Source organism: Massilia sp. P2_C2 (assembly GCF_056404615.1).
In genome coordinates this window covers 1-19,649 of the sequence record NZ_JBFUDR010000100.1, presented here as the reverse complement: position 1 = coordinate 19,649, position 19,649 = coordinate 1, and the positions used below count along the sequence as shown (strand labels likewise).

The 19,649-nt window shown below is 66.1% G+C and carries 10 protein-coding genes; 9 read left to right on the top strand and 1 reads right to left on the bottom strand.

Features of this window, described 5'->3' with window-relative positions; translation table 11 throughout:
* The 8 genes from AC1DYX_RS13840 to AC1DYX_RS13805 all read left to right on the top strand — a co-directional run.
* Positions 1–1,718: hypothetical protein (locus AC1DYX_RS13840; RefSeq protein WP_477259651.1), on the top strand; the 1,718-nt coding region annotated here is incomplete at its 5' end.
* Between the two features lie 29 nt (positions 1,719–1,747).
* Positions 1,748–3,913 carry an exo-alpha-sialidase gene (locus tag AC1DYX_RS13835; protein WP_477259649.1) on the top strand — a complete coding sequence of 722 codons (2,166 nt, stop codon included), beginning with the start codon at positions 1,748–1,750 and terminating at the stop codon, positions 3,911–3,913.
* Between the two features lie 54 nt (positions 3,914–3,967).
* Positions 3,968–6,280, top strand: a complete 2,313-nt coding sequence (locus AC1DYX_RS13830) for a glycoside hydrolase family 95 protein (protein WP_477259647.1) — start codon at positions 3,968–3,970, stop codon at positions 6,278–6,280.
* 98 nt (positions 6,281–6,378) lie between these two features.
* On the top strand, positions 6,379–8,055 hold the full coding sequence (locus tag AC1DYX_RS13825) for a GH35 family beta-galactosidase (protein ID WP_477259645.1): 1,677 nt from the start codon (positions 6,379–6,381) through the stop codon (positions 8,053–8,055).
* A 41-nt stretch (positions 8,056–8,096) separates the two neighbouring features.
* On the top strand, positions 8,097–10,970 hold the full coding sequence (locus tag AC1DYX_RS13820; RefSeq protein WP_477259643.1) for a glycoside hydrolase family 31 protein: 2,874 nt from the start codon (positions 8,097–8,099) through the stop codon (positions 10,968–10,970).
* Between the two features lie 8 nt (positions 10,971–10,978).
* The gene (locus AC1DYX_RS13815) at positions 10,979–12,106 is read left to right on the top strand and encodes a glycosyl hydrolase (RefSeq protein WP_477259641.1); all 1,128 of its coding nucleotides are present in this window, start codon (positions 10,979–10,981) and stop codon (positions 12,104–12,106) included.
* Entirely contained in the window at positions 12,103–13,194 is a 1,092-nt protein-coding gene (locus tag AC1DYX_RS13810; protein WP_477259639.1) for an SGNH/GDSL hydrolase family protein, read from the top strand. The genes AC1DYX_RS13815 and AC1DYX_RS13810 overlap by 4 nt, the downstream gene beginning before the upstream one ends.
* 337 nt (positions 13,195–13,531) lie before the next feature.
* A complete protein-coding gene (locus AC1DYX_RS13805) occupies positions 13,532–16,441 on the top strand; it encodes a ligand-binding sensor domain-containing diguanylate cyclase (RefSeq protein WP_477259637.1) in 2,910 nt (969 codons plus the stop codon).
* Between the two features lie 42 nt (positions 16,442–16,483).
* On the opposite strand, the gene AC1DYX_RS13800 is transcribed toward AC1DYX_RS13805, so the two are convergent.
* Positions 16,484–18,220: a glycoside hydrolase family 9 protein gene (locus AC1DYX_RS13800; protein WP_477259635.1), complete on the bottom strand. Its 1,737-nt coding sequence runs from the start codon at positions 18,218–18,220 to the stop codon at positions 16,484–16,486.
* A 266-nt stretch (positions 18,221–18,486) separates the two neighbouring features.
* On the opposite strand from AC1DYX_RS13800, the gene AC1DYX_RS13795 reads away from it, so the two are divergent.
* A complete protein-coding gene (locus AC1DYX_RS13795; protein WP_477259633.1) occupies positions 18,487–19,407 on the top strand; it encodes a polysaccharide deacetylase family protein in 921 nt (306 codons plus the stop codon).
* Positions 19,408–19,649 lie beyond the last annotated feature (242 nt).

Below are 19,649 nucleotides of genomic sequence, written 5' to 3'. Positions count from 1 at the left end.
GCCAGGTCCCGTTCGACAAGGTGTACATCGAAGGCTACCGCGACAACCATTTCGCCAGCGATGCCGAGATCGAAGCGGTCAAGCGCCGGTTCCAGGCAAAGGGGATCGAGGTGGCCGGCGGCGTGACGCTCGCGGCCGGCGGTTTCAACGGCCAGTTCATGACTTTCGACTACGAGTCGCCGCGCGACCGCGACACGTGCAAGCGGGCGATGGAACTGATGGCGCGCCACTTCGATCACGTGATCCTCGACGACTTCACGTTCTACACGTCGAAGTCGGACGCGGATATCAAGGCCAAGGGGACGCGCACGTGGACGGACTATCGCATCGCCACGATGCGCAAGGTGTCGAAGGACCTGATCATCGGGCCGGCGCGCGCCGTCAACCCGAAGGTGAAGATCGTCATCAAGTACCCGAACTGGTACGAGCATTTCCAGGGCCTGGGCTTCGACCTCGCGCAGCAGCCCGAGATGTTCGACGGCATCTACGCCGGCACCGAGACGCGCGACCCCGTCATCACGGACCAGCTGCTGCAGCAGTACGAGTCGTACAACATCATCCGCTATTTTTCCACGCTGCGGCAGGACGGCCGGAACGGCGGCGGCTGGGTCGACACCTATTCGATCCGCTACGTCGACCGCTATGCCGAACAGCTGTGGGACACGATGCTGGCGAAGGCGCCCGAGATCACGCTGTTCAACTGGCACCCGGCCGCGCAGGACACGCCGGCCGAGGCGGGCGACCGTCCCTGGGCGGGTCAGGCCACCAGCTTCGACTGGGATCGCATCGTGGCCGACTGGAAGTCCGCGAATCCTCATGCTACGGCGCCGCCGGGCTGGGGCCTGGCCGCCGGCGCGGCGCTGAAGCAGATCGACGCCGTGCTGGACCAGCTGGGTAACCCGACGGGCCTCGCGAGCTACCGGCCCGCGAATGCGTCGTCGGCCGAGGACTTCCTGCACAACTACCTGGGCAATGTCGGCATCCCGATCGCGCTGACGGCGCGCTTCCCGGCGGATGCGCAGACCATGCTGCTGACGCAGGCCGCGGCCACCGATCCGGACGTGCTGAACAAGGTGAAGCGCCAGCTCGAGGCGGGGAAGGTCGTGTTCGTGACGTCGGGCTTCGTGAAGGCGACGCAGGATCCGAAGCGCAAGGACCGTGGATTCCAGGACCTCGTGGAAGTTTATGCGACGGGCAACCAGGTGCTGGTGAACGACTATTACAACGGCTATGGCGCGGGCAATGGCGAATCGCTGCGCGACGATCCGAAGGTGGCGCCGCGCGATGTGCTGTTCCCGGAGCTCCACTACTTCACGAACGACGCGTGGCCCATCGTGCGTGGCGTCGCCGGCGCGCGCGGCTTCCCGGTGCTGCTGATGAACCGATACTCGAAGGGCGTTCTCTACGTGCTGTCCATTCCCGGCAATATCGGGGACCTGTATAGTATGCCGCCAGGCGTGATGAACAGCGTGAAGAAATACCTGCTGGCCGATGCGCCCGTGCGGATCGAGGCGCCGGCGGGCGTGAGCCTGTTCACTTACGATAACGGTGCCTACGTCATCCAGTCGTTCCGCGACACGACGACGACCGTCAAGGTCGTGAAACACCAGGCGGCGGGCGGCACGCGGCCGGCCGCGGAAACGGTGCCCGGCGGTGGCGCAGACACGGTGAGCGACGTGGCGATCCCGCCGCACAGCTTCCGCGTCTTCAAGGGATAGGTGGTTGACTGTATGATGGAGACACAACGATGAAGGCGAAGATGTCGGCCTTGGCCCCGGCAGTGGCCCTGGTGCTTGCTCTGGCCGTGGTGCCGGCATTCCCGGCATGGGGCGCGAACGCCACGCCCTATGTATGGGACAGCGTGGCGATCGGCGGCGGCGGATTCGTCACGGCCGTGGTACCCAGCCGCGCGGCGCCAGGTGTCGCGTATGCGCGCACGGACGTGGGCGGCGCGTATCGCTGGGATCCGCGCAAGCAGCGCTGGTTCCCATTGCTCGACTGGGTGGCGGAAGACCAGACGGGCTTCCTCGGCATCGACTCGCTGGCCGTCGATCCGCGCGATGCCGACAATATCTGGCTCCTCGCGGGCATCCAATACCTGAACGGTGGCCGCACCGCGATCCTGCATTCGACGGACGCGGGCAAGACCTTTTCGATCGTCGACGTCACGTCCCAGTTCAAGACCCATGGCAACGGCATGGGCCGCCAGGACGGCGAGCGCCTCGTCGTCGATCCCGGCAACAGCAAACAGCTTTACGTCGGCACCCGCCGCGACGGCCTGTTCAGGAGCGTCGACGCGGGCCGCACCTGGGCGCGCTTGACCGCGCTGCCGGTCACCACGACCCCGAACGAGGTGGGCATCGCCATCGTCGTGCCCGATCCTGCCAGTGTGCGCGAGGGGCAGGCGCGCCGCGTATTCGTCGGCGTCTCGCGCTTCGGCGCCGTCGGGCCCAACCTGTACCGCAGCGACGATGGCGGCACGACGTTCGAGCCCGTCGCGGGCGCACCGGTGGATCTGATGCCCCAGCGCGCGGTGCTGGACGGTGCCGGCAACCTCGTCGTCACGTTCGCGAACGGCGCCGGCCCGCATCCGGACCGCGGTGGCCGCGAGCCGATGGACCGCGGCCAGGTCTGGAAATACACGATCGCCAGCGGCACGTGGACGAACATCACGCCGGCCGGCTGGACGCGGCCGTTCGCCGGCGTCAGCGTCGATCCGAAGCATCCGCAGCGGCTCGTCGTCTCGACCATCAACACCTTCCTGCCGCAGGGCGACGCCAAGGGCGACCGCATCTTCCTGTCGAACGACGGCGGCGCCAGCTGGACCGACGTCATCGCGCGCGGTTTCGTGCGTGACGACGCCGGCGTGCCCTGGCTGAAGGGCCATGCGATCCACTGGGCCGGATCGGTCGAGTTCGATCCGGCCGACACGCATGCCGTCTGGATCACGTCCGGCAACGGCGTGTTCCGCACGGCGAACATCGACGCCGCGCCGGCAACGTGGACGTTCGCGGTGGCGGGCCTGGAAGAGACGGTGCCGCTGGGCCTGGCCAGTGTCCCGGGCGGGCCGCTCGTGTCGGCCATCGGCGACTACGACGGCTTCCTGCACGACGATCCGGCGCGCCACGGCCGCATCCACGCGCCGCAGATCGGCACGACGACCGGTCTGGCCGTGGCGGGACTGGTGCCGCGCACGATGGTGCGCGTGGGCGACAGCATGCTCGTCACGCGCGACGGCGGTACCACGTGGACGAAGACGGCGACCCAGAAGGGCAAGCGCGGCCAGGTGGCGCTGTCGGCCGACGGCGCGGTCATCCTGCACGCGCCGGAACGCTCCAGGGAGGCCTGGCGCTCGAGCGACGGCGGCGCCACGTGGTCGCTGGTGACCGGTCTCGCGGGAGTGAAGCTGCAGCCGGTGGCCGACCGCGTCGATCCGCACGTGTTGTATGCCTATGACGACGCCGCGCTGCTCGTCAGCACGGATGGCGGCGCCTCGTTCGCGCCGCGCGCGAGCCTGCCCGCGGGCGGGTCGCACCTCGTGCGTACGGTGCCGGGACGGGCGGGGGACGTGTGGGTGGCGCTGAGGAGCGGAGGTCTGGTACGCTCGGTCGACGGCGGCGCGCACTTCGCGTCCATCGTACCCGTGCGTTATTGCGGGGCCGTCGGCTTCGGCAAGGCGGCGCCGGGACGCGACTATCCGGCCGTCTACGTCTGGGGTGAGGTCGATGGGGTACGCGGCATCCACCGCTCCATTGATGCTGGCGCCACCTGGACCCGCATTAACGACGACGCCCACCAGTACGGCGGACCGGGCGACGGCCAGTTCATCGTCGGCGACATGAACCGCTATGGCGTCGTCTACATGAGCACGGCCGGCCGCGGCATCGCCTACGGCACCCCCGCGGCCCACTGAACGCGCTCCTGCGGGAGCGATTTTTATCGTCTTTTTTTTAATCGATTGCATAACATGATGTCCATACGTACCCTTGCAGGACTGCGTCGCACGGCCCGGATGACGATGATCGCGCTGGCGCTGACCGGCCTCGGCGGGGTGGCCGCCGCTGCGCCGGATCTCGTGCTGCGTTACGACCAGCCGGCCCAGGACAATGATTACGGCTGGGAACGCGAGGCCCTGCCGATCGGCAACGGCCGCATCGGTGCCATGGTCTTTGGAGGCATCAATCGGGAACACCTGCAGTTCAACGACATCACGCTGTGGTCGGGCGACGACCGCGAGACGGGCGCCTACCAGCCGTTCGGCGACGTCGTCGTCGACCTGCCGGGCCACGAGGCGGACGCGCGCGACTACCACCGCACCCTGGACATCGCGCACGGCATCCACGCCGTCACGTACACGCACGGTGGCGTACGGTTCCGGCGCGAGGCATGGGCAAGCCATCCGGCCGAGGTGATCGTGCTGCGCCTGACGGCCGACCGGCCGGGCCAGTACAGCGGGACGATCGGGCTGTCCGACCGCCATGGCGCGCACCTCGCCGCAGGCGCAGGTCGGCTGTACGCGACGGGCACGTTGGCCGGCTGGACGCCGTCGGGCGAGCCGCCCACTGCCAATGCGATCGATTACGCGAGCCAGGTGCAGGTCGTGAACGAAGGCGGCAAGGTGACGGTGGAGAAGGGCCGCATCGTGTTTTCCGGCTGCGACGCCCTCACCGTGATCATCGGCGCCGGCACGAATTACGTGGCGGACGCGGCGCGCCGATTCCGCGGCGAGCATCCGCTGGCGCGCGTGACGGCGCAGGTGTCGGGCGCGGCGGCCCGCCCCGTCGCCGACCTGCGTGCGGAGCACGAACGCGACCTCGGCGCCCTGCTGGGCCGCGTGCGGCTGGACCTCGGCACTACGGCACCCGAGCGCGCGGCGCTGCCGACGGATGCACGTCTGCTGGCGTACACGAAGCAGGGCGGCGACCCGGAACTGGAAGCGACATACTTCCAGTACGGCCGCTACCTGCTGGCGTCCAGCTCGCGCGACACGCTGCCGGCGAACCTGCAGGGCCTGTGGAACAACAGCTTCACGCCGCCGTGGCGGTCGGACTACCACACCAACATCAACGTCCAGATGAATTACTGGCCGGCGGAAGTGACGAACCTGTCCGAGATGGCGCGGCCGTTCTTCGGGTTCGTCACGAGCGTCGCGCCCATGTGGCGCAAGACCACTGCCGCCGAGTTCAAGGGCAGGGACGGCAAGCCCGTGCGCGGCTGGACGCTGCGCACGGAATCGAATCCGTTCGGCGGCATGAGCTACCTGTGGAACAAGACGGGCAACGCCYGGTATGCCCAGCACTTCTGGGAGCACTACGCGTTCACGCAGGACAAGGCGTTCCTGCGCGAGGTGGCGTATCCGATGATGAAGGAAGCCTGCGCGTTCTGGCAGGACTACCTGAAGGAGTTGCCGGACGGGCGCCTGGTCGCCCCGCAGGGCTGGTCGCCCGAGCACGGTCCCATCGAGGATGGCGTCACGTACGACCAGGAGATCGTCTGGGACCTGTTCAACAACACCGTGGAAGCGGCCGGTATCCTCGGCGTCGACAAGCCGCTGCGCGACCGCCTGGCCGCCATGCGCGACCGCCTGGCCGCGCCGCGCGTCGGCAGCTGGGGCCAGCTGCTCGAATGGCTGGAAGAGAAAAAGGATCCGGTGCTGGACACGCCGGGCGACACGCACCGCCACGTGTCGCACCTGTTCGCGCTGTACCCGGGCCGCCAGATCAGCCCCGCCCGCACACCCGCGCTGGCCGCCGCGGCGAAGCGCACGCTGGAAGCCCGCGGCGATGCCGGCACCGGCTGGTCGATGGCGTGGAAGATGGCGTTCTGGGCGCGCCTGGAGGACGGCGATCACGCCTACCGCATGCTGCGCGGCCTGCTGGCCACCCCTGGCGCGCGCGCGGCCCAGCAGGCCAGCGCCGGCTCGGAACAGATGAATGGCGGCGGCACCTATCCGAACCTGCTGGACGCGCACCCGCCGTTCCAGATCGACGGCAATTTCGGCGCCACCGCAGGCATCGCGGAGATGCTGCTGCAATCGCAGGCCGGCGAGATCGCGCTGCTGCCGGCTTTGCCGTCCACGTGGCCGGACGGGGAAGTGACGGGCCTGCGCGCGCGCGGCGGGTTCGTCGTCGACATGCGCTGGAAGCAGGGCCGCCTCGTGGGCGCCACCGTGCGGGCAGCCGCCGGTGGCGGCGCGGCGAAGGTGCGCTACGGCGCGCGCTCCGTGACGGTCAAGCTGCGCCCGGGCGAGAGCCGGCAGCTCGACGCATTGCAGTTTTGACGCAAATTTCAGGAATCGAGCCCGGGGCTGGCCTTTTGCTCGATCCTATCTTCTACAATATTCTTTACCCCAATTAACGACTGGAGACCCGTAATCGCATGAAAACCAAGTCCTTCCGCGTGCTGGCGACAAGCCTGCTGCTCGCCACCGCCGGCGCGCAGGCCGCCGCCGCCGTCAAAGACGCCGCCTCCGAGCTGCCGCGCATCGTCCACCAGGACGGCCGCTACGCGCTGATGGTGGACGGCGCGCCTTTCCTCATCCTGGGCGGACAGGCTCAGAACTCGAGCAATTACCCGGCCGCGTTGCCGAAAGTGTGGGCTGCGATGAAGGATGCGCATGCGAACACGCTGGAGATTCCGGTCGCGTGGGAACAGATCGAGCCGAAGGAGGGCACCTTCGACTTCAGCTACGTCGACAAGCTCGTGGAGCAGGCCCGCGAGCACAAGATGCGCCTTGTGCTGTTGTGGTTCGGCACCTGGAAGAACACCGGACCGGCCTATGCGCCGGAATGGGTCAAGTTCGACAACAAGCGCTTCCCGCGCATGATCGACAAGGACGGCAAGACGAGCTACTGCCTGTCACCGTTCGGCGAAGCCACGCTGGCCGCCGACAAGAAGGCCTTCGTCGCCCTGATGGAGCACATCAAAAAGATCGACGCCGGCAAGCGCACCGTGATCATGGTGCAGGTCGAGAACGAAGTCGGCACCTACGGCACCGTGCGTGACTTCGCGGCGCGCGCCCAGTCCGCGTTCCAGCAGCCAGTACCGGCTGCCGTCCTGGCGCACCAGCCGCCGCCGGCGGGCCGTCCGAAGCAGGGCACGTGGACCGAGGTGTACGGCGACTACGCCGACCAGTATTTCCACACGTGGGCCATCGCCAGCTACATCGAGGACATCGCCAAGGCCGGCCGCGCCGTGTACGACCTGCCGATGTACGTGAACAATGCCTTGCGCGCGCCGGTCTTGAACCAGCCGGCGCCGCCGTGGAAAGGTGACTTCGCGTCCGGTGGCCCGACCTACGACGTGATCGGCATCTATAAAGCGGCCGCGCCGCACATCGATTTCGCCGGCCCGGACATCTATATGCCCGAGTCAAGCAACGTGAGCGCCACGTTGCAACTGTTTCAACGTCCTGACAATCCTCTGATGGTGCCGGAAATGGGCAACGCGGCCACCTACGCACGTTACGTCTACCAGATCATCGGCAAAGGGGCGCTCGGCGTGGGGCCGTTCGGTATCGACTACGCGTCGTATAGCAATTACCCGCTCGGTTCGAAATATACGGATCGCCGCATGGTCGAGCCGTTCGCCAGGATCTACGATGTGTTTGCACCCATGCAGCGCGTGTGGGCAAAATGGGCGTTCGAGGGCCGCACGTACGGTGCGGCCGAGGGCGACGACCGCGCGCCGCAGACGGTGAAGGCAAATGGCTGGGATATCCAACTGTCGTTTCGTGAGTTCCAGTTCGGCCAGCGCGCGGGCCTGGGCAACAAGGATGACTTCCCCGAAGGCACGGAACAGCCGTCCGGCGGTGTCGCGATCGCGCAGATTGGGCCCGACGAATTCGTCCTCGTGGGTCAGCAGATCCGCGTGAAGTTCGACGGCACGGGGCCAAATGCCGGTAAGCCCACTGGCTATGCACGCGTGGAAGAGGGCCACTTCGGCGCCGACGGCAAGTGGGTCATGGAGCGCAACTGGAACGGTGACCAGACCGACTACGGCCTGAACCTGCCGGCTGCGCCGACCATACTGAAGGTGAGGATGGGGTCGTACTGACCCTCTAAATACACACAAAACAGAAATCGCGGGAGAGAGATATGCAATTGACTCGAATCGCAGCCGCCGCGCTGCTGCTGGCCGCCGGCGGCCACGCCCTGGCCGGCACGGCCGTGCAGACCGCCACCGGCATCGAGGTACGCCCCGATACCGGCCCGGCGAAGCTCGTGCGCCTGGAACTGATGGCCGATAACATCGTCCACGTCGTGAAGCTGGACACTGTGGCCAAGGAACTGACCCCGTCCCTGATGACGGTCGCGAAACCGTGCGCCTGCAAGTTCACGGTCACGAACGACAAACAGACCGCGACGCTCAAGGCGCAGAAGATCTCGGTCCAGGTGTCGCTGAAGGATGGCCAGGTCCGCTTCTTCGACGCCGCCGGCAAGGCCTTCCTCACGCAGGCGGCAGAATCCATCACGCCGGTCCAGGTCGGCGGCAAGCCCTTCCTGGCCATCAAGGAAGGCTTCAACTACGGCACGAAGGATGCGTTCTACGGCCTGGGCCAGCACCAGAACGCCCAGATGAACTACAACGGCGAGGACGTCCTGCTGCAGCAGCACAACATGATCGCGTCGGTGCCGTTCGTCGTCTCGGACAAGAACTATGGCGTCCTGTGGGACAACAATGCGATCACGCGTTTCGGCGATGCGCGACCGTATGCCTGGCTGTCGCGCGACCTGAAGCTGACCGACGAGCAGGGCAAGGCCGGCGGCCTGACGGCGCGCTACTACATCGACGGCAAGTTGGCATTGACCCGCCAGGAAAAGGACATCGCCTACCAGTTCCTGAAGGACGTGACGGAGAACTGGCCGAAGGAACTCCCGCCGATGAAGGCGCTGGGTGGCAAGGAAGTCAAGGTCGTGTGGGACGGCGCGATGGCGAGCCCGAAGGCCGGCGTGCACAAGATGCAGCTGTACGCATCGGACTACGCGACCCTCACGGTCGACGGCAGGCAGGTCATGGACGTGTGGCGCCAGGGCTGGAACCCGTGGTACCACAACTTCGAAGTGAAGTTCGAGCCGAACAAGCCGGTCAGGCTGCACCTGGAATGGAAACCGTCGGGCGGCATGATCGCGATGACGCATAACGATCCGCTGCCCGCGCCCGAGCGCCACTCGCTGACAATGTCGTCGGAGATCGCGGAAGCAGTCAACTACTACGTGGTCAGCGGCGACAGCATGGACAACGTGATCGGCGGCTACCGCCTGCTGACGGGCCAGCAGCCGATGATGCCGAAGTGGGCCTACGGCTTCTGGCAGTCGCGCCAGCGCTACGAGACGCAGGACCAGCTGCTGGAGACGGTGGCGGAATACCGCAAGCGCGGCTGGCCGCTCGATAACATCGTGCAGGACTGGTTCTACTGGCCGGAAGACGGCTGGGGTTCGCACGACTTCGACAAGGTCCGCTTCTCCGATCCGCAGGGCATGGTCGACAAGGTGCACGCACAGCACGCGCACATCATGATCTCCATCTGGGGCAAGTTCTATTCGAATACCGACAACTACAAGGAGCTGGCGTCCAAGGGTCATATGTGGACGAAGAACGTCGAAGACGGCGCGCTCGACTGGGTCGGCAAGGGTTACAAGAACAGCCACTACGACCCGTACACCCAGGAAGCGCGCGACATCTATTACCGCCAGATGCAGCACAAGCTGGTGGACAAGGGCTTCGACGCCTGGTGGATGGACAATACGGAACCGGACGTGCTGTCGAACTCGCGCCTGGAGGACTTCAAGAAGCTGATCGGTCCGACCGTCTACGGCCCGGGCGAGATCACGTTCAATCCGTACAGCCTCGTGCACTCGGGCGGCATGGTCGAAGGCCTGCGCCGCGACCAGCCGGACAAGCGCCAGTTCATCCTGTCGCGTTCGGGCTTTGCCGGCATCCAGCGCAATGCCGTCGCCGTGTGGAGCGGCGACACGGCCGGCCGCTGGAACAACCTGTACGACCAGATCGCGTCGGGCGTGAACTTCTCGATGTCCGGCATCCCGAACTGGACGCACGACATCGGCGGCTATGCGCAGGAAAACCGGTTCCAGTACGGCGACGTCGGCTCGGCCCAGGAAAACCGCGCCACGACGAACGACCAGGCCAAGCCGGAAGACATGAAGGAATGGCGTGAGCTGAACCTGCGCTGGTTCCAGTTCGGTGCGTTCTCGCCGCTGTTCCGTTCGCACGGCGAAGTCGTCAAGCGCGAGATCTACAACATCTCGGCCGGCGACGACGCGATGCGCGACTCGATGGTGGGCTACCTGAAGCTGCGCTATCGCCTGATGCCGTACATTTACACGATGGCGGCCGACACGCATTACGCCAACGGCACCATGATGCGCGGCCTGGTGATGGACTTCCCGCGCGACGACAAGGTCAAGAACGTCAAGGACCAGTACCTGTTCGGCCACGCGCTGATGGTCGCGCCGGTCACGCGCTATGGCGCGCGCGAACGCACCGTGTATTTCCCGGCGGGTGCCGACTGGTATGACTTCGATACCGGCAAGCGCTACGCGGGCGGCACCAGCGCCACCGTGCCGGCGCCGCTGAACCGCATCCCCGTGTTCGTGCGCGCGGGTGCCGTGGTCCCGACCGGTCCCGTCACGCAATACGTGGACGAGAAGCCGGACGCGCCGATCGTGCTGCAGGTGTATGCGGGCGCGAACGGCCAGGCCAGCCTGTACGAGGACGATGGCGTGACCAATGCGTACGAGCGGGGCGAGTACAGCCGCATCCCGTTCAGCTATGACGACAAGTCCGGCACTGTCACGATCGGCGCGCGCAGCGGCCAGTACAAGGGCATGCCGCAGACGCGCCAGATCAAGGTGCGCGTGCTGCGTGCCGGCGTGGCGACGAGCGCCGACATGGACGCGGCTGACAAGACCGTGACCTATGACGGCAAGCCCCTGACCGTCAAGCTGTAGGACGGGTTGTGAAGCGACGCAGTCTGCTGCAGCTGATGCTGGCGCTGGCGGGGACGGGGTGCGCCTCGGCGCGCTTCCCCGCGCGTGTTCCCCTGCGCGCCGCACCGGTGGATGCCAGGGCGGACGCGCGCACCCGGGAGCAATTCGCGTGGCTGCGCGCGACCTGGGGCCGGCAGACCATCGCCGGCCAGCAGGACCTGACGTGGAACGACGGCGTGGACATGGCGCAGCGCGTGTTCGACGACACCGGCAAATATCCCGCGTTGATGGGCTTCGACTTCATGAATACCTGGACGACGGGCGCGAGGCCCGACGGCCGGCGCCAGGTCGACGAAGCGATCGCCTGGGCACGCCGCGGCGGTCTCGTGACGTTCTGCTGGCACTGGCGCGATCCGTCCGTGGCGAACGGGGAAGGCAACTTCTACGCGCGCGAGGCGGATGCCGGCAAGAACACGGCATTCACGATTCCCGTGCGCGACGGCCGCCTGGACACGGCCAGCGCAGCGGGCCGCCGGATCGACGCGGACATCGACCGCCTTGCGATCGAGCTCGCAACGCTGCGGGCGGCCGGCGTCACCGTCCTGTGGCGGCCGCTGCACGAAGCGTCCGGGCACGATGGCGACGGCTGGTTCTGGTGGGGCCGCAAGCGTACGGACGGCGTGCCGAACGCGCAGGCCTGTGTGCTGCTGTACCGCCACATGTTCGATCGTCTCGTGAACGGGCATGGCCTGCACAACCTGATCTGGGTGTGGAACGGCCAGGATGCGGCCTGGTACCCCGGCGACGACGTCGTAGACATCGTCGGCTACGATGTCTACGACGACACCGACCGCAAGGCCTACAAGTCGCAGGTCGACATCTATCGCCGCATGGCGGCCGTCGGCCCGGCCGTGAAGCCCGTGGCCATGAGCGAGAACAGTTACATCCCCGATCCGGACCGCATGAAGGCGGACGGGGCGCGCTGGCTGTGGTTCCTCACCTGGAACGACGGCCTGGCTCCGGCCGGCACGTCCGACAAGGACAACTTCTGGACCGGCGACTATTACAACACCGCGGCGCACAAGACGAAGGTGTATCACCATCCCGACGTGATCACCCTCGACAGGCTGCCCGCATTCCTGAAAGCCCCCCAATGAAACGACTCACCACAAGACTCACCAGAAGCGTCGCACTCGCCGCCCTGCTGCACGCGGGCCTCGCCTGCGCCGGCGTCGCCGTCGCGCCGAACGACAAGAACCTGCTGTACACGGGCCGCATCGATTTCGGGCAGCCGACGGCACCCATCATCACGTGGCCGAACACGGCCATCGCCGGCAATTTCACGGGCACGTCGCTGGCCGTGAGGTTGGACGACGAGAAGGGCAAGAACTACTTCAACGTATTCATCGACGGCGACACGGCAAGCCCGCTGATCATCGAGGCGGCCCAGGGAACCAAAACCTATGAGGTGGCGGGCGGTCTGGCGCCGGGCAAGCACAGCTTCCTGATCACCAAGCGCACGGAAGGCGAGGAGGGCGCGACCACGTTCCGCGGCCTGGAGCTGTCCGACGGCGGCAAGATGCTGGCGCCGCCCGCGCGTCCCAAGCGCCGCATCGAATTCTTCGGCGATTCCATCACGAGCGGCATGGGCGACGAAGCGCCCATGAACGGCCGCGACGACAACATCCGCGACAAGAACAGCTATCTGTCGTATGCGGGCATCACGGCGCGCAACCTGAATGCGGAGCTGCACCAGACATCGCAGAGCGGCATCGGCGTCATGATCAGCTGGTTCCCGTTCACGATGCCCGACTTCTACGACCAGCTCAGCGCCGTGGGCAACAACGACACGCACTGGGATTTCTCAACCTGGACCCCGGACGTCGTCGTCATCAACCTGATGCAGAATGACCGCTGGCTGATCGGCGACCGCCACCAGCTGCAGCCCGAGCCGAACGAGGCCCAGCGCGTAGCCGCGTATGAAAAATTCGTCAAGCGCATCCGCGAGTTGTACCCGAACGCTTACATCGTGTGCGCGCTGGGCAGCATGGATGCGACGCGCGCCGATTCCGCGTGGCCGGGCTACGTGAAAGCCGCCGTGGACGACATGCGCAAGAACGGCGACAGGAAAATCGATTCCGTGTTCTTCCCGTTCACCGGCTATGGCCACCATCCGCGCCTGAAGCACCAGCGCGACAACGCCGAGATCCTCACGGCGTTCATTCGCAAGAAGGTCGGCTGGTAAGCCCCAACGCAGCGCCGGCGCTTGCCGTGTCACCCACGGCGTAAAGCCCGGCGCGTCCCGCACGTCCAGCGGCATCCGGCTCCCGCGCGCCTCCTGCGGTGTGGGCCGGGCGCTGTCGTTGCCGCCAATCCATCCGGCGCGGCGCCCGCCCTCATGCGCAACAGCGCCCCTTGCTGTTCCTCTTTTCGCTCAACACTTTCTCTGTAGCAATTTCCGGTCGTTTTCCTGCGCTATACTGATATGATTTCGTTAATCAGTTTGCCTTGAGAACGTTTTACGTTAACACAAACGCCGAGCAACCTGATGTCCGCCAAAGAGCAATAAAAGGGTGTAAATAATGAAGGGAAGCAACACTGCAGCAAGGATTCCCTGTTTTTTGGTCTCGTGCTGCGTGCTGTTCCTGGAATTGCTGTCACCGCAGGGATGCGCGCAGCAGCTACCGTTGCGGTATTACGCGACCACCGAAGGCCTGGGTAACCTGGCGGTGACCGCGTTGGCGCAGGAGCAAGGCGGGGCAATATGGATCGGCACCGAGAATGGCCTGTACCGCCACGACGGAGAGAGCATTCGAAAGCAGGGTGGCGATGCCAGCCTGCAAGTGCAAGACATGGCATTTGATCGCGACGGTACGTTATGGATCGCGGGTGCCGGCGGTATCCATCATTACCATGGCGGGAAGATGGCACAAGTGCCCGTCAGCGACTCGACCTGGTCGCCGCTTGAGGGCCAGGCCCTGGCGCCGTTGGCGCAGGGCGGCGTCCTGGTCGTCGGCAAGGAGGGCAAGCTGTGGAGGGTGACGGGGTCCGGGGAAGGCGCACGCCTGACATTCGCCTTGCCGGCCACGCTGGAGTCGTCAAAGTCCGCGTCGCTGGACGTTCGCTCGATCCTGGTCGCCAACGACGGCGCATGGTGGTTTGGGTGTGGGAGCGCGCTGTGCCGGTGGCACGAAAACCAGCTCGAACGCTGGGGCGCTGCCGATGGCGTCCCGCAAAGCGAGTGGCTGCGCCTGCGGCAAGCGAAAGACGGCACGATCTGGGCGCGTAGTGACCGATACGTCGTACGTCTTGCCGCCGGCGACAGGAAATTCGCCGACGTCACACCGCAGGGCCTGGGGCGGGGCTCCAATCACTACTGGCTGCCGATGGTCGAGGACAGCACAGGACGTATGTTAACGCCAGGTAATGCTGGCGTGTATCGCTGGCAGGCCGGGCAATGGCGGTATTTCGGTGAGCGCAACGGACTCGTCGAGGATGGCATACGTGCCATGCTGACCGACCTCAACGGTGACGTCTGGCTGGGTACGACCGGTCACGGGCTCGCGCATTGGAGGGGCTATGAAAACTGGTCGTCCTGGACGACACGCCAGGGTCTGCCTTCCGACGTGGTGTGGTCCATCGCCGACGATGGGGCAGGACGGGTATGGATCGGCACCCAGCGAGGCGTGGTCTCCACCGGCGGCGACGGCCAGGCGATGGCGAACGAGGCGCCGTCGGTCACCGATCAGGTGGGAGGCCTCGTGGCGGATGGAAGCGGGGGCATGTGGTTGTCCACGTTCGGCGGCGAGCTGCTGCATCGTCGCCGCGGCCAGTCATGGCGCTCCATGACCGACGGAGGTCGGATCAGCGGAGGACGTTTGTTGGCGGCCAATGGCGAATTGTGGGTCGTTGGCCGTAAGCGTGGCCTGTTCACCCTGCCGCTCGACGGCAGCGGACCAGGGCGGCGGCGTGACGAAGTGGATCGGCTGATCGACACCAGCGACCGAAGCGTCAATGCCGCATGTCGTGAGCAAAACAGCGATGTAATCTGGGTGGGCACCGGCAGTGGGCTACTACGATATGACCCCGTGCATGGCTTCTCGCGGCCGCAGGTGAACGGCCTGGAGCAGAGTAGCGGAGTCGCCTATCTTGCATGTGGTGCCGGCCGTGTGTGGCTGCGCACCGGAACCGGACGGCAACTGATGCGTATCGACCTGCACCCGTCGGGAATACTCCGAGCGGTGCCGGTGCAGCCGGCTGTACTCAAAGGATTGCGTATCCTGTCCCTGCTGGAAGACCACCGTGGTTGGTTGTGGGCGGGTACCGATGTCGGTGTGGTGTGGTGGAACGGCAAGAACTGGCGCCGTTTCGACGAAAGCAATGGGCTGGTCTGGAATGACTGCGATCAGAACGCGCTTGCCGAAGATACCCAAGGCGCTATCTGGGTCGGCACGAGTGGCGGCGTGAGCCGCATCATCTTTCCCGAACAACTGGAACGCGTACAACCCCTGGTGCTCAAGCTGGATGAGGGCAAGTTAGGCAGCGTCGACCTGATACCTGGACATAAAATAGAAGTGCCCGGGCCTACGCAGATGCTGGAACTGCGCTGGGAGATACCGCGCTTTACCAACCGGCTATCGCAACATGTGCGCTACCGCCTGCGCGGAAGCGAGGACGACTGGACCGACCTGGCCGGCAGCGAATTGCGTTACGCGGGCCTGGGCCCAGGTAGCTATCGTCTGGACTTATTTGCTGTTAACGACGACCTCGGCCAGACGAGCGAACCCTTGACGCTTGCCTTCGATATCGCGCCGCCCTGGTGGCGGAGGCCACCCGTCGTTGCCGCGGCATTGGTTCTTGCCGCGCTGCTGGTGTATGCCGGACACCGCTTCCGCATCCGAAGGCTGGTGCAACACCGGAATGCGCTGGAGGCATTGGTGCGCGAACGCACGCGCGAACTGGCCGAGTCGCACGAGCGCATGCGCGAACTTGCGTACACCGACAGTTTGACCGGCGCCATGAGCCGGCGTGCCATCTTGAGCGCAGCGGAGCGCGAACTGGCGCAGCAACGGCGCCACGGCGGCGCCTTGACGTTGGCGCTGCTGGACCTGGACCATTTCAAGAGCGTCAACGACACCCATGGGCACCCCGCCGGGGACGCACTGTTGCGTGGGCTGGTGGCGCGACTGCGCACGCAGATTCGCGACGGTGATTGCATCGGCAGATATGGCGGTGAAGAATTCCTGCTCGTGCTGCCGGACCTTTCAGTGGATGAGCCGGGCGGTGTGGAGCGCGTCGACAGTTGGTGCCACGCCGTCGCCGCGCATCCTTTCGACATCGGCGGTGCGACGCCCCTGGCGGTCACTTGCAGCATTGGCGTAGCCAGTGCACTCGCCGACGAGACACTGGAATCCTTGATCGCCCGCGTCGATGCTGCGCTGTATCGGGCCAAGGCTGCCGGACGAAACCGGGTCGAGGTCGGGCGTTGCTGAAGGCCGCCCGGCAACGTGGCCGCGCCGGGCGGACGGGCCATGTCAGCGCTCCAGCGATTGCAGCGCGGCTGCCACGTACACGAGCGGTGCGTTCCAGTTGATGGCGACCTCGTTGCTGGCATAGCTGCAACCAAGGTCGAGGTAGGACAGCGCCGCYTGGCGCGACACATAACGGGTGCCCGCAGGGCAGTCCTTGCGGTCCTGCTGGCCGGGATTCGGCCCGCCCACGAGCCAGCCCGGCAGCGGCGAAGCGATGCCGTCGGCCTCGGACGGGCGGTGGTGCGGATGCATCGGCGACCGCGCGCCGAAGCCCGTGACATAGCTCAGGCCCAGCGGATTGCGGCCCAGCGTGTAGTCCAGCGCCGACTGCGCCGCGTTCAGGTAGTCGGCCTTCCGGGTGATGCGGTAGGCCTGCACCAGCATCATGGCCTGGTTCAGCACGACGGCATTGCTGCCCCAGACGAAGTCGGACTTTGCCATCGACAGGCGTGCCGGCGATGCCTGCCAGCGCGCGAGCAGCTTGTCGGCCGCGGCCAGGATCTGGCGCTGCGCCCCGTCCGCATCGCCCGGCTTCGGCAGGCGCGCGCGTTGCTGGGCGAGCGAGATCCAGCCGAGCGGGCGCACGTCGTTCCATCCCGGCGCCGTCTGGCCCGCCGGCGCGGCCGCGAGGGCGCGGGCACGGTATTCGTCCTTGCCCGTGGCGATGTACAGCTCGGACGCCGCCCAGGAAAACTCGTCGTCGATCTTCTCGTCGTCGTAAGTGCCTGTCTTGATGTCGGACGGCTGGCGGTACAGCACGGCCGGGTTCTTCACGGCCCAGCGCCACGCAGCTTCGGCCGCCGCCAGGTAGCGCTGCGAGCGGCCCGGTGCCTTGGCGTCGAACGGCGCCAGCACGCGGCTCGCCGTCGCCATCACGGCCGCGAAATCGAGGGCCGCCGCCGTCGTCTTCTGCACGACGTAGCGCGGGGCCGTCGCCTTGTCGGGCATGACCATGCCGTCGAACGTCTTGTTCGTCAGCTTGTGGTAGACGCCGCCGTCGTCAGGATCCTGCATCGTCGCCATCCAGTCGAGGTTCCACAGCACCTCGTTGAGAAGGTCCGGCATGCCGTTGCCGGATTCGGGCAGGTTCAGCGCGAGCTTGTCGAACCAGGCCGGGAAGTGTTCGTACGCGGCCAGCAGGGTGTACGTCGCGATGCTCGAGTTGACGATGTATTTGTTGTAGTCGCCCGCGTCGTACCAGCCTTTCGGACTGCTGATGACGGTGCCTTCCGGACGCTTTGCCGATGCCGCCGATGCGTGCACGAATACCTTGTCGTCCGGATGACCCAGCGGCCGGGCGTACTGGCCCGCGGTGCGCGCGTCCAGCGCCATGCCGGCGCGCTGCAGCGTAAAGGCGCGGATCGCGCCCGCGTCGAGGTCGCGGTACGGCGCGGGGCCGATCGCGAATACAGGCGAATCCGGCTGGCCGGCCACCGTGATGCGGTAGCTGCCGGCCGTGCGCAGGCCGGAGAAATCGGCGATGCGCACCCGCTCGCCGGACGCGTCCCACGTCGCGGCCGGGCCGAGCTTTCCTTCGTACACGGCTTTGCCGCTCGCCGCGTCGACGATGGCGAAGCGCGCGATCCCATCGTCCGCGCCGGCCGGCACGAGCGCCAGCTTCTGTGCGGCCGGCAGGAAGCCGAGCTGGTTGACTTCGATCCCGGCTGCGGCGTGCGCCGTGCCGCAGGCGAACAGTGCGGCGCAGGCCAGGAGGGGCGTACGGATGGTGGACGGATGCATGGAATCTCCTCAGGGTCTTATAGTTGAAACCGATTTCATACTACAATGCCCGGAAAAGTAAAGTCAATCTTTCGCTCTATCCAATTATTGGCGTATGTATGTTTCTTTCCGGCGTCAATACGTACGGCTTACGTTTTCGAGGCGCGGGAGCGCGGTTGCCTGCCGCCCGTGATCCGGACAATAATTGTATTGGTCGAACCAATTCGCCGGTTCGCCGGAGGAGAAAGCGGCACCGCCGCGATAACAAAATCATCGAGAGGATCCCCTTGAAATCAACCCTTTTGTGCTGCACGCTGCTGCTGGCTGGCGCCGCCGCAATCGCCGCACCCGCGGCCGACCGCTTCGACGTCGCTTTCACGGCCGACGACCTCCCGGCGCATGGCGCCCTGCCGCGCGGCATGACCCGGACCGGCATCGCCCAGGCGCATATCGACACGCTGAAAAAGCATGGCGTGCCCGACGCCTGGGGCTTCATCAATGCCGCAGGCATCGGCACGGATGGGGATGGCGCCGCAGCACTGGAACTGTGGCGCCGCGCCGGCTACCTGCTCGGCAACCACGGCTACAGCCACATGGGCCTGACGCAAGCCGCGTCGCTGGAAGCGTGGGAAGCCGACGTGCGTGCGAACGAGCCCGATCTGAAGAAAACGATGGCAGGCAAGGACTGGCACGTGCTGCGCTATCCATTCCTCGACGCGGGCGGCAGCGGCGCGCGTCACGATGACGCGCAGGCGTGGCTGAAGGCGAACGGTTACCGCATCGCCGACGTCACCGTGGGCTTCGATGACTGGGCCTATACGGACACGTATGCGCGCTGCGTGGAGAAAGGCGATACCGCCGCGATCGAGTCGATGAAGGCCGGCTACTATCGCCGCGTGGACCAGCAACTGGCGCGTATCAAGGCCTTGTCGCAGCGCGTGTACGGCCGCATGATCCCGCAGGTGTTCCTCACGCACATGGGCGGCTGGAGCGCGGTCACGCTGCCGGAGGTGATGAAGCGCATGGACGCGGCCGGCGCGCATTTCGTGCCTCTGGACCGGGTGCAAGCGGATGCCGCCTACCGCCTGCCGGGTCCGCAGGCCTTCCATGGCGAGATGATGGAGCGGCGCGCACGGGATGCGAACATCGACCTGTCGGGGCTGCCGACCGTCGAGCCGGTGGGGAACCTGGACGCGGTGTGCCGCTGAGCGGGTGATACCGATTTCGATATCGGTTGAGAAAAAAAAGTTATTGGTGACGCTGGGCAATAAATGTCATTATGTTCACAATGTAAATACCGATCGTCACCATGCTCTCCAGACTCTTACGCTGCACGCTGCCGTCCATCCTGCTGGCCGCTCCGGCCGCCCGCGCCGCTGAACTGAACATCGTCGAACAGGCCAGCGAAGGCGGCGTGGCGCTGCTGGTGATCCTGGGGCTGTCGATCCTG

Bases quoted from the DNA above. Each gene is read 5' to 3' on its own strand.
- AC1DYX_RS13835 (WP_477259649.1), top strand. From the start codon at position 1,748: ATGAAGGCGAAGATGTCGGCCTTGGCCCCGGCAGTGGCCCTGGTGCTT.
- AC1DYX_RS13825 (WP_477259645.1), top strand. From the start codon at position 6,379: ATGAAAACCAAGTCCTTCCGCGTGCTGGCGACAAGCCTGCTGCTCGCC.
- AC1DYX_RS13820 (WP_477259643.1), top strand. From the start codon at position 8,097: ATGCAATTGACTCGAATCGCAGCCGCCGCGCTGCTGCTGGCCGCCGGC.
- AC1DYX_RS13810 (WP_477259639.1), top strand. From the start codon at position 12,103: ATGAAACGACTCACCACAAGACTCACCAGAAGCGTCGCACTCGCCGCC.
- AC1DYX_RS13805 (WP_477259637.1), top strand. From the start codon at position 13,532: ATGAAGGGAAGCAACACTGCAGCAAGGATTCCCTGTTTTTTGGTCTCG.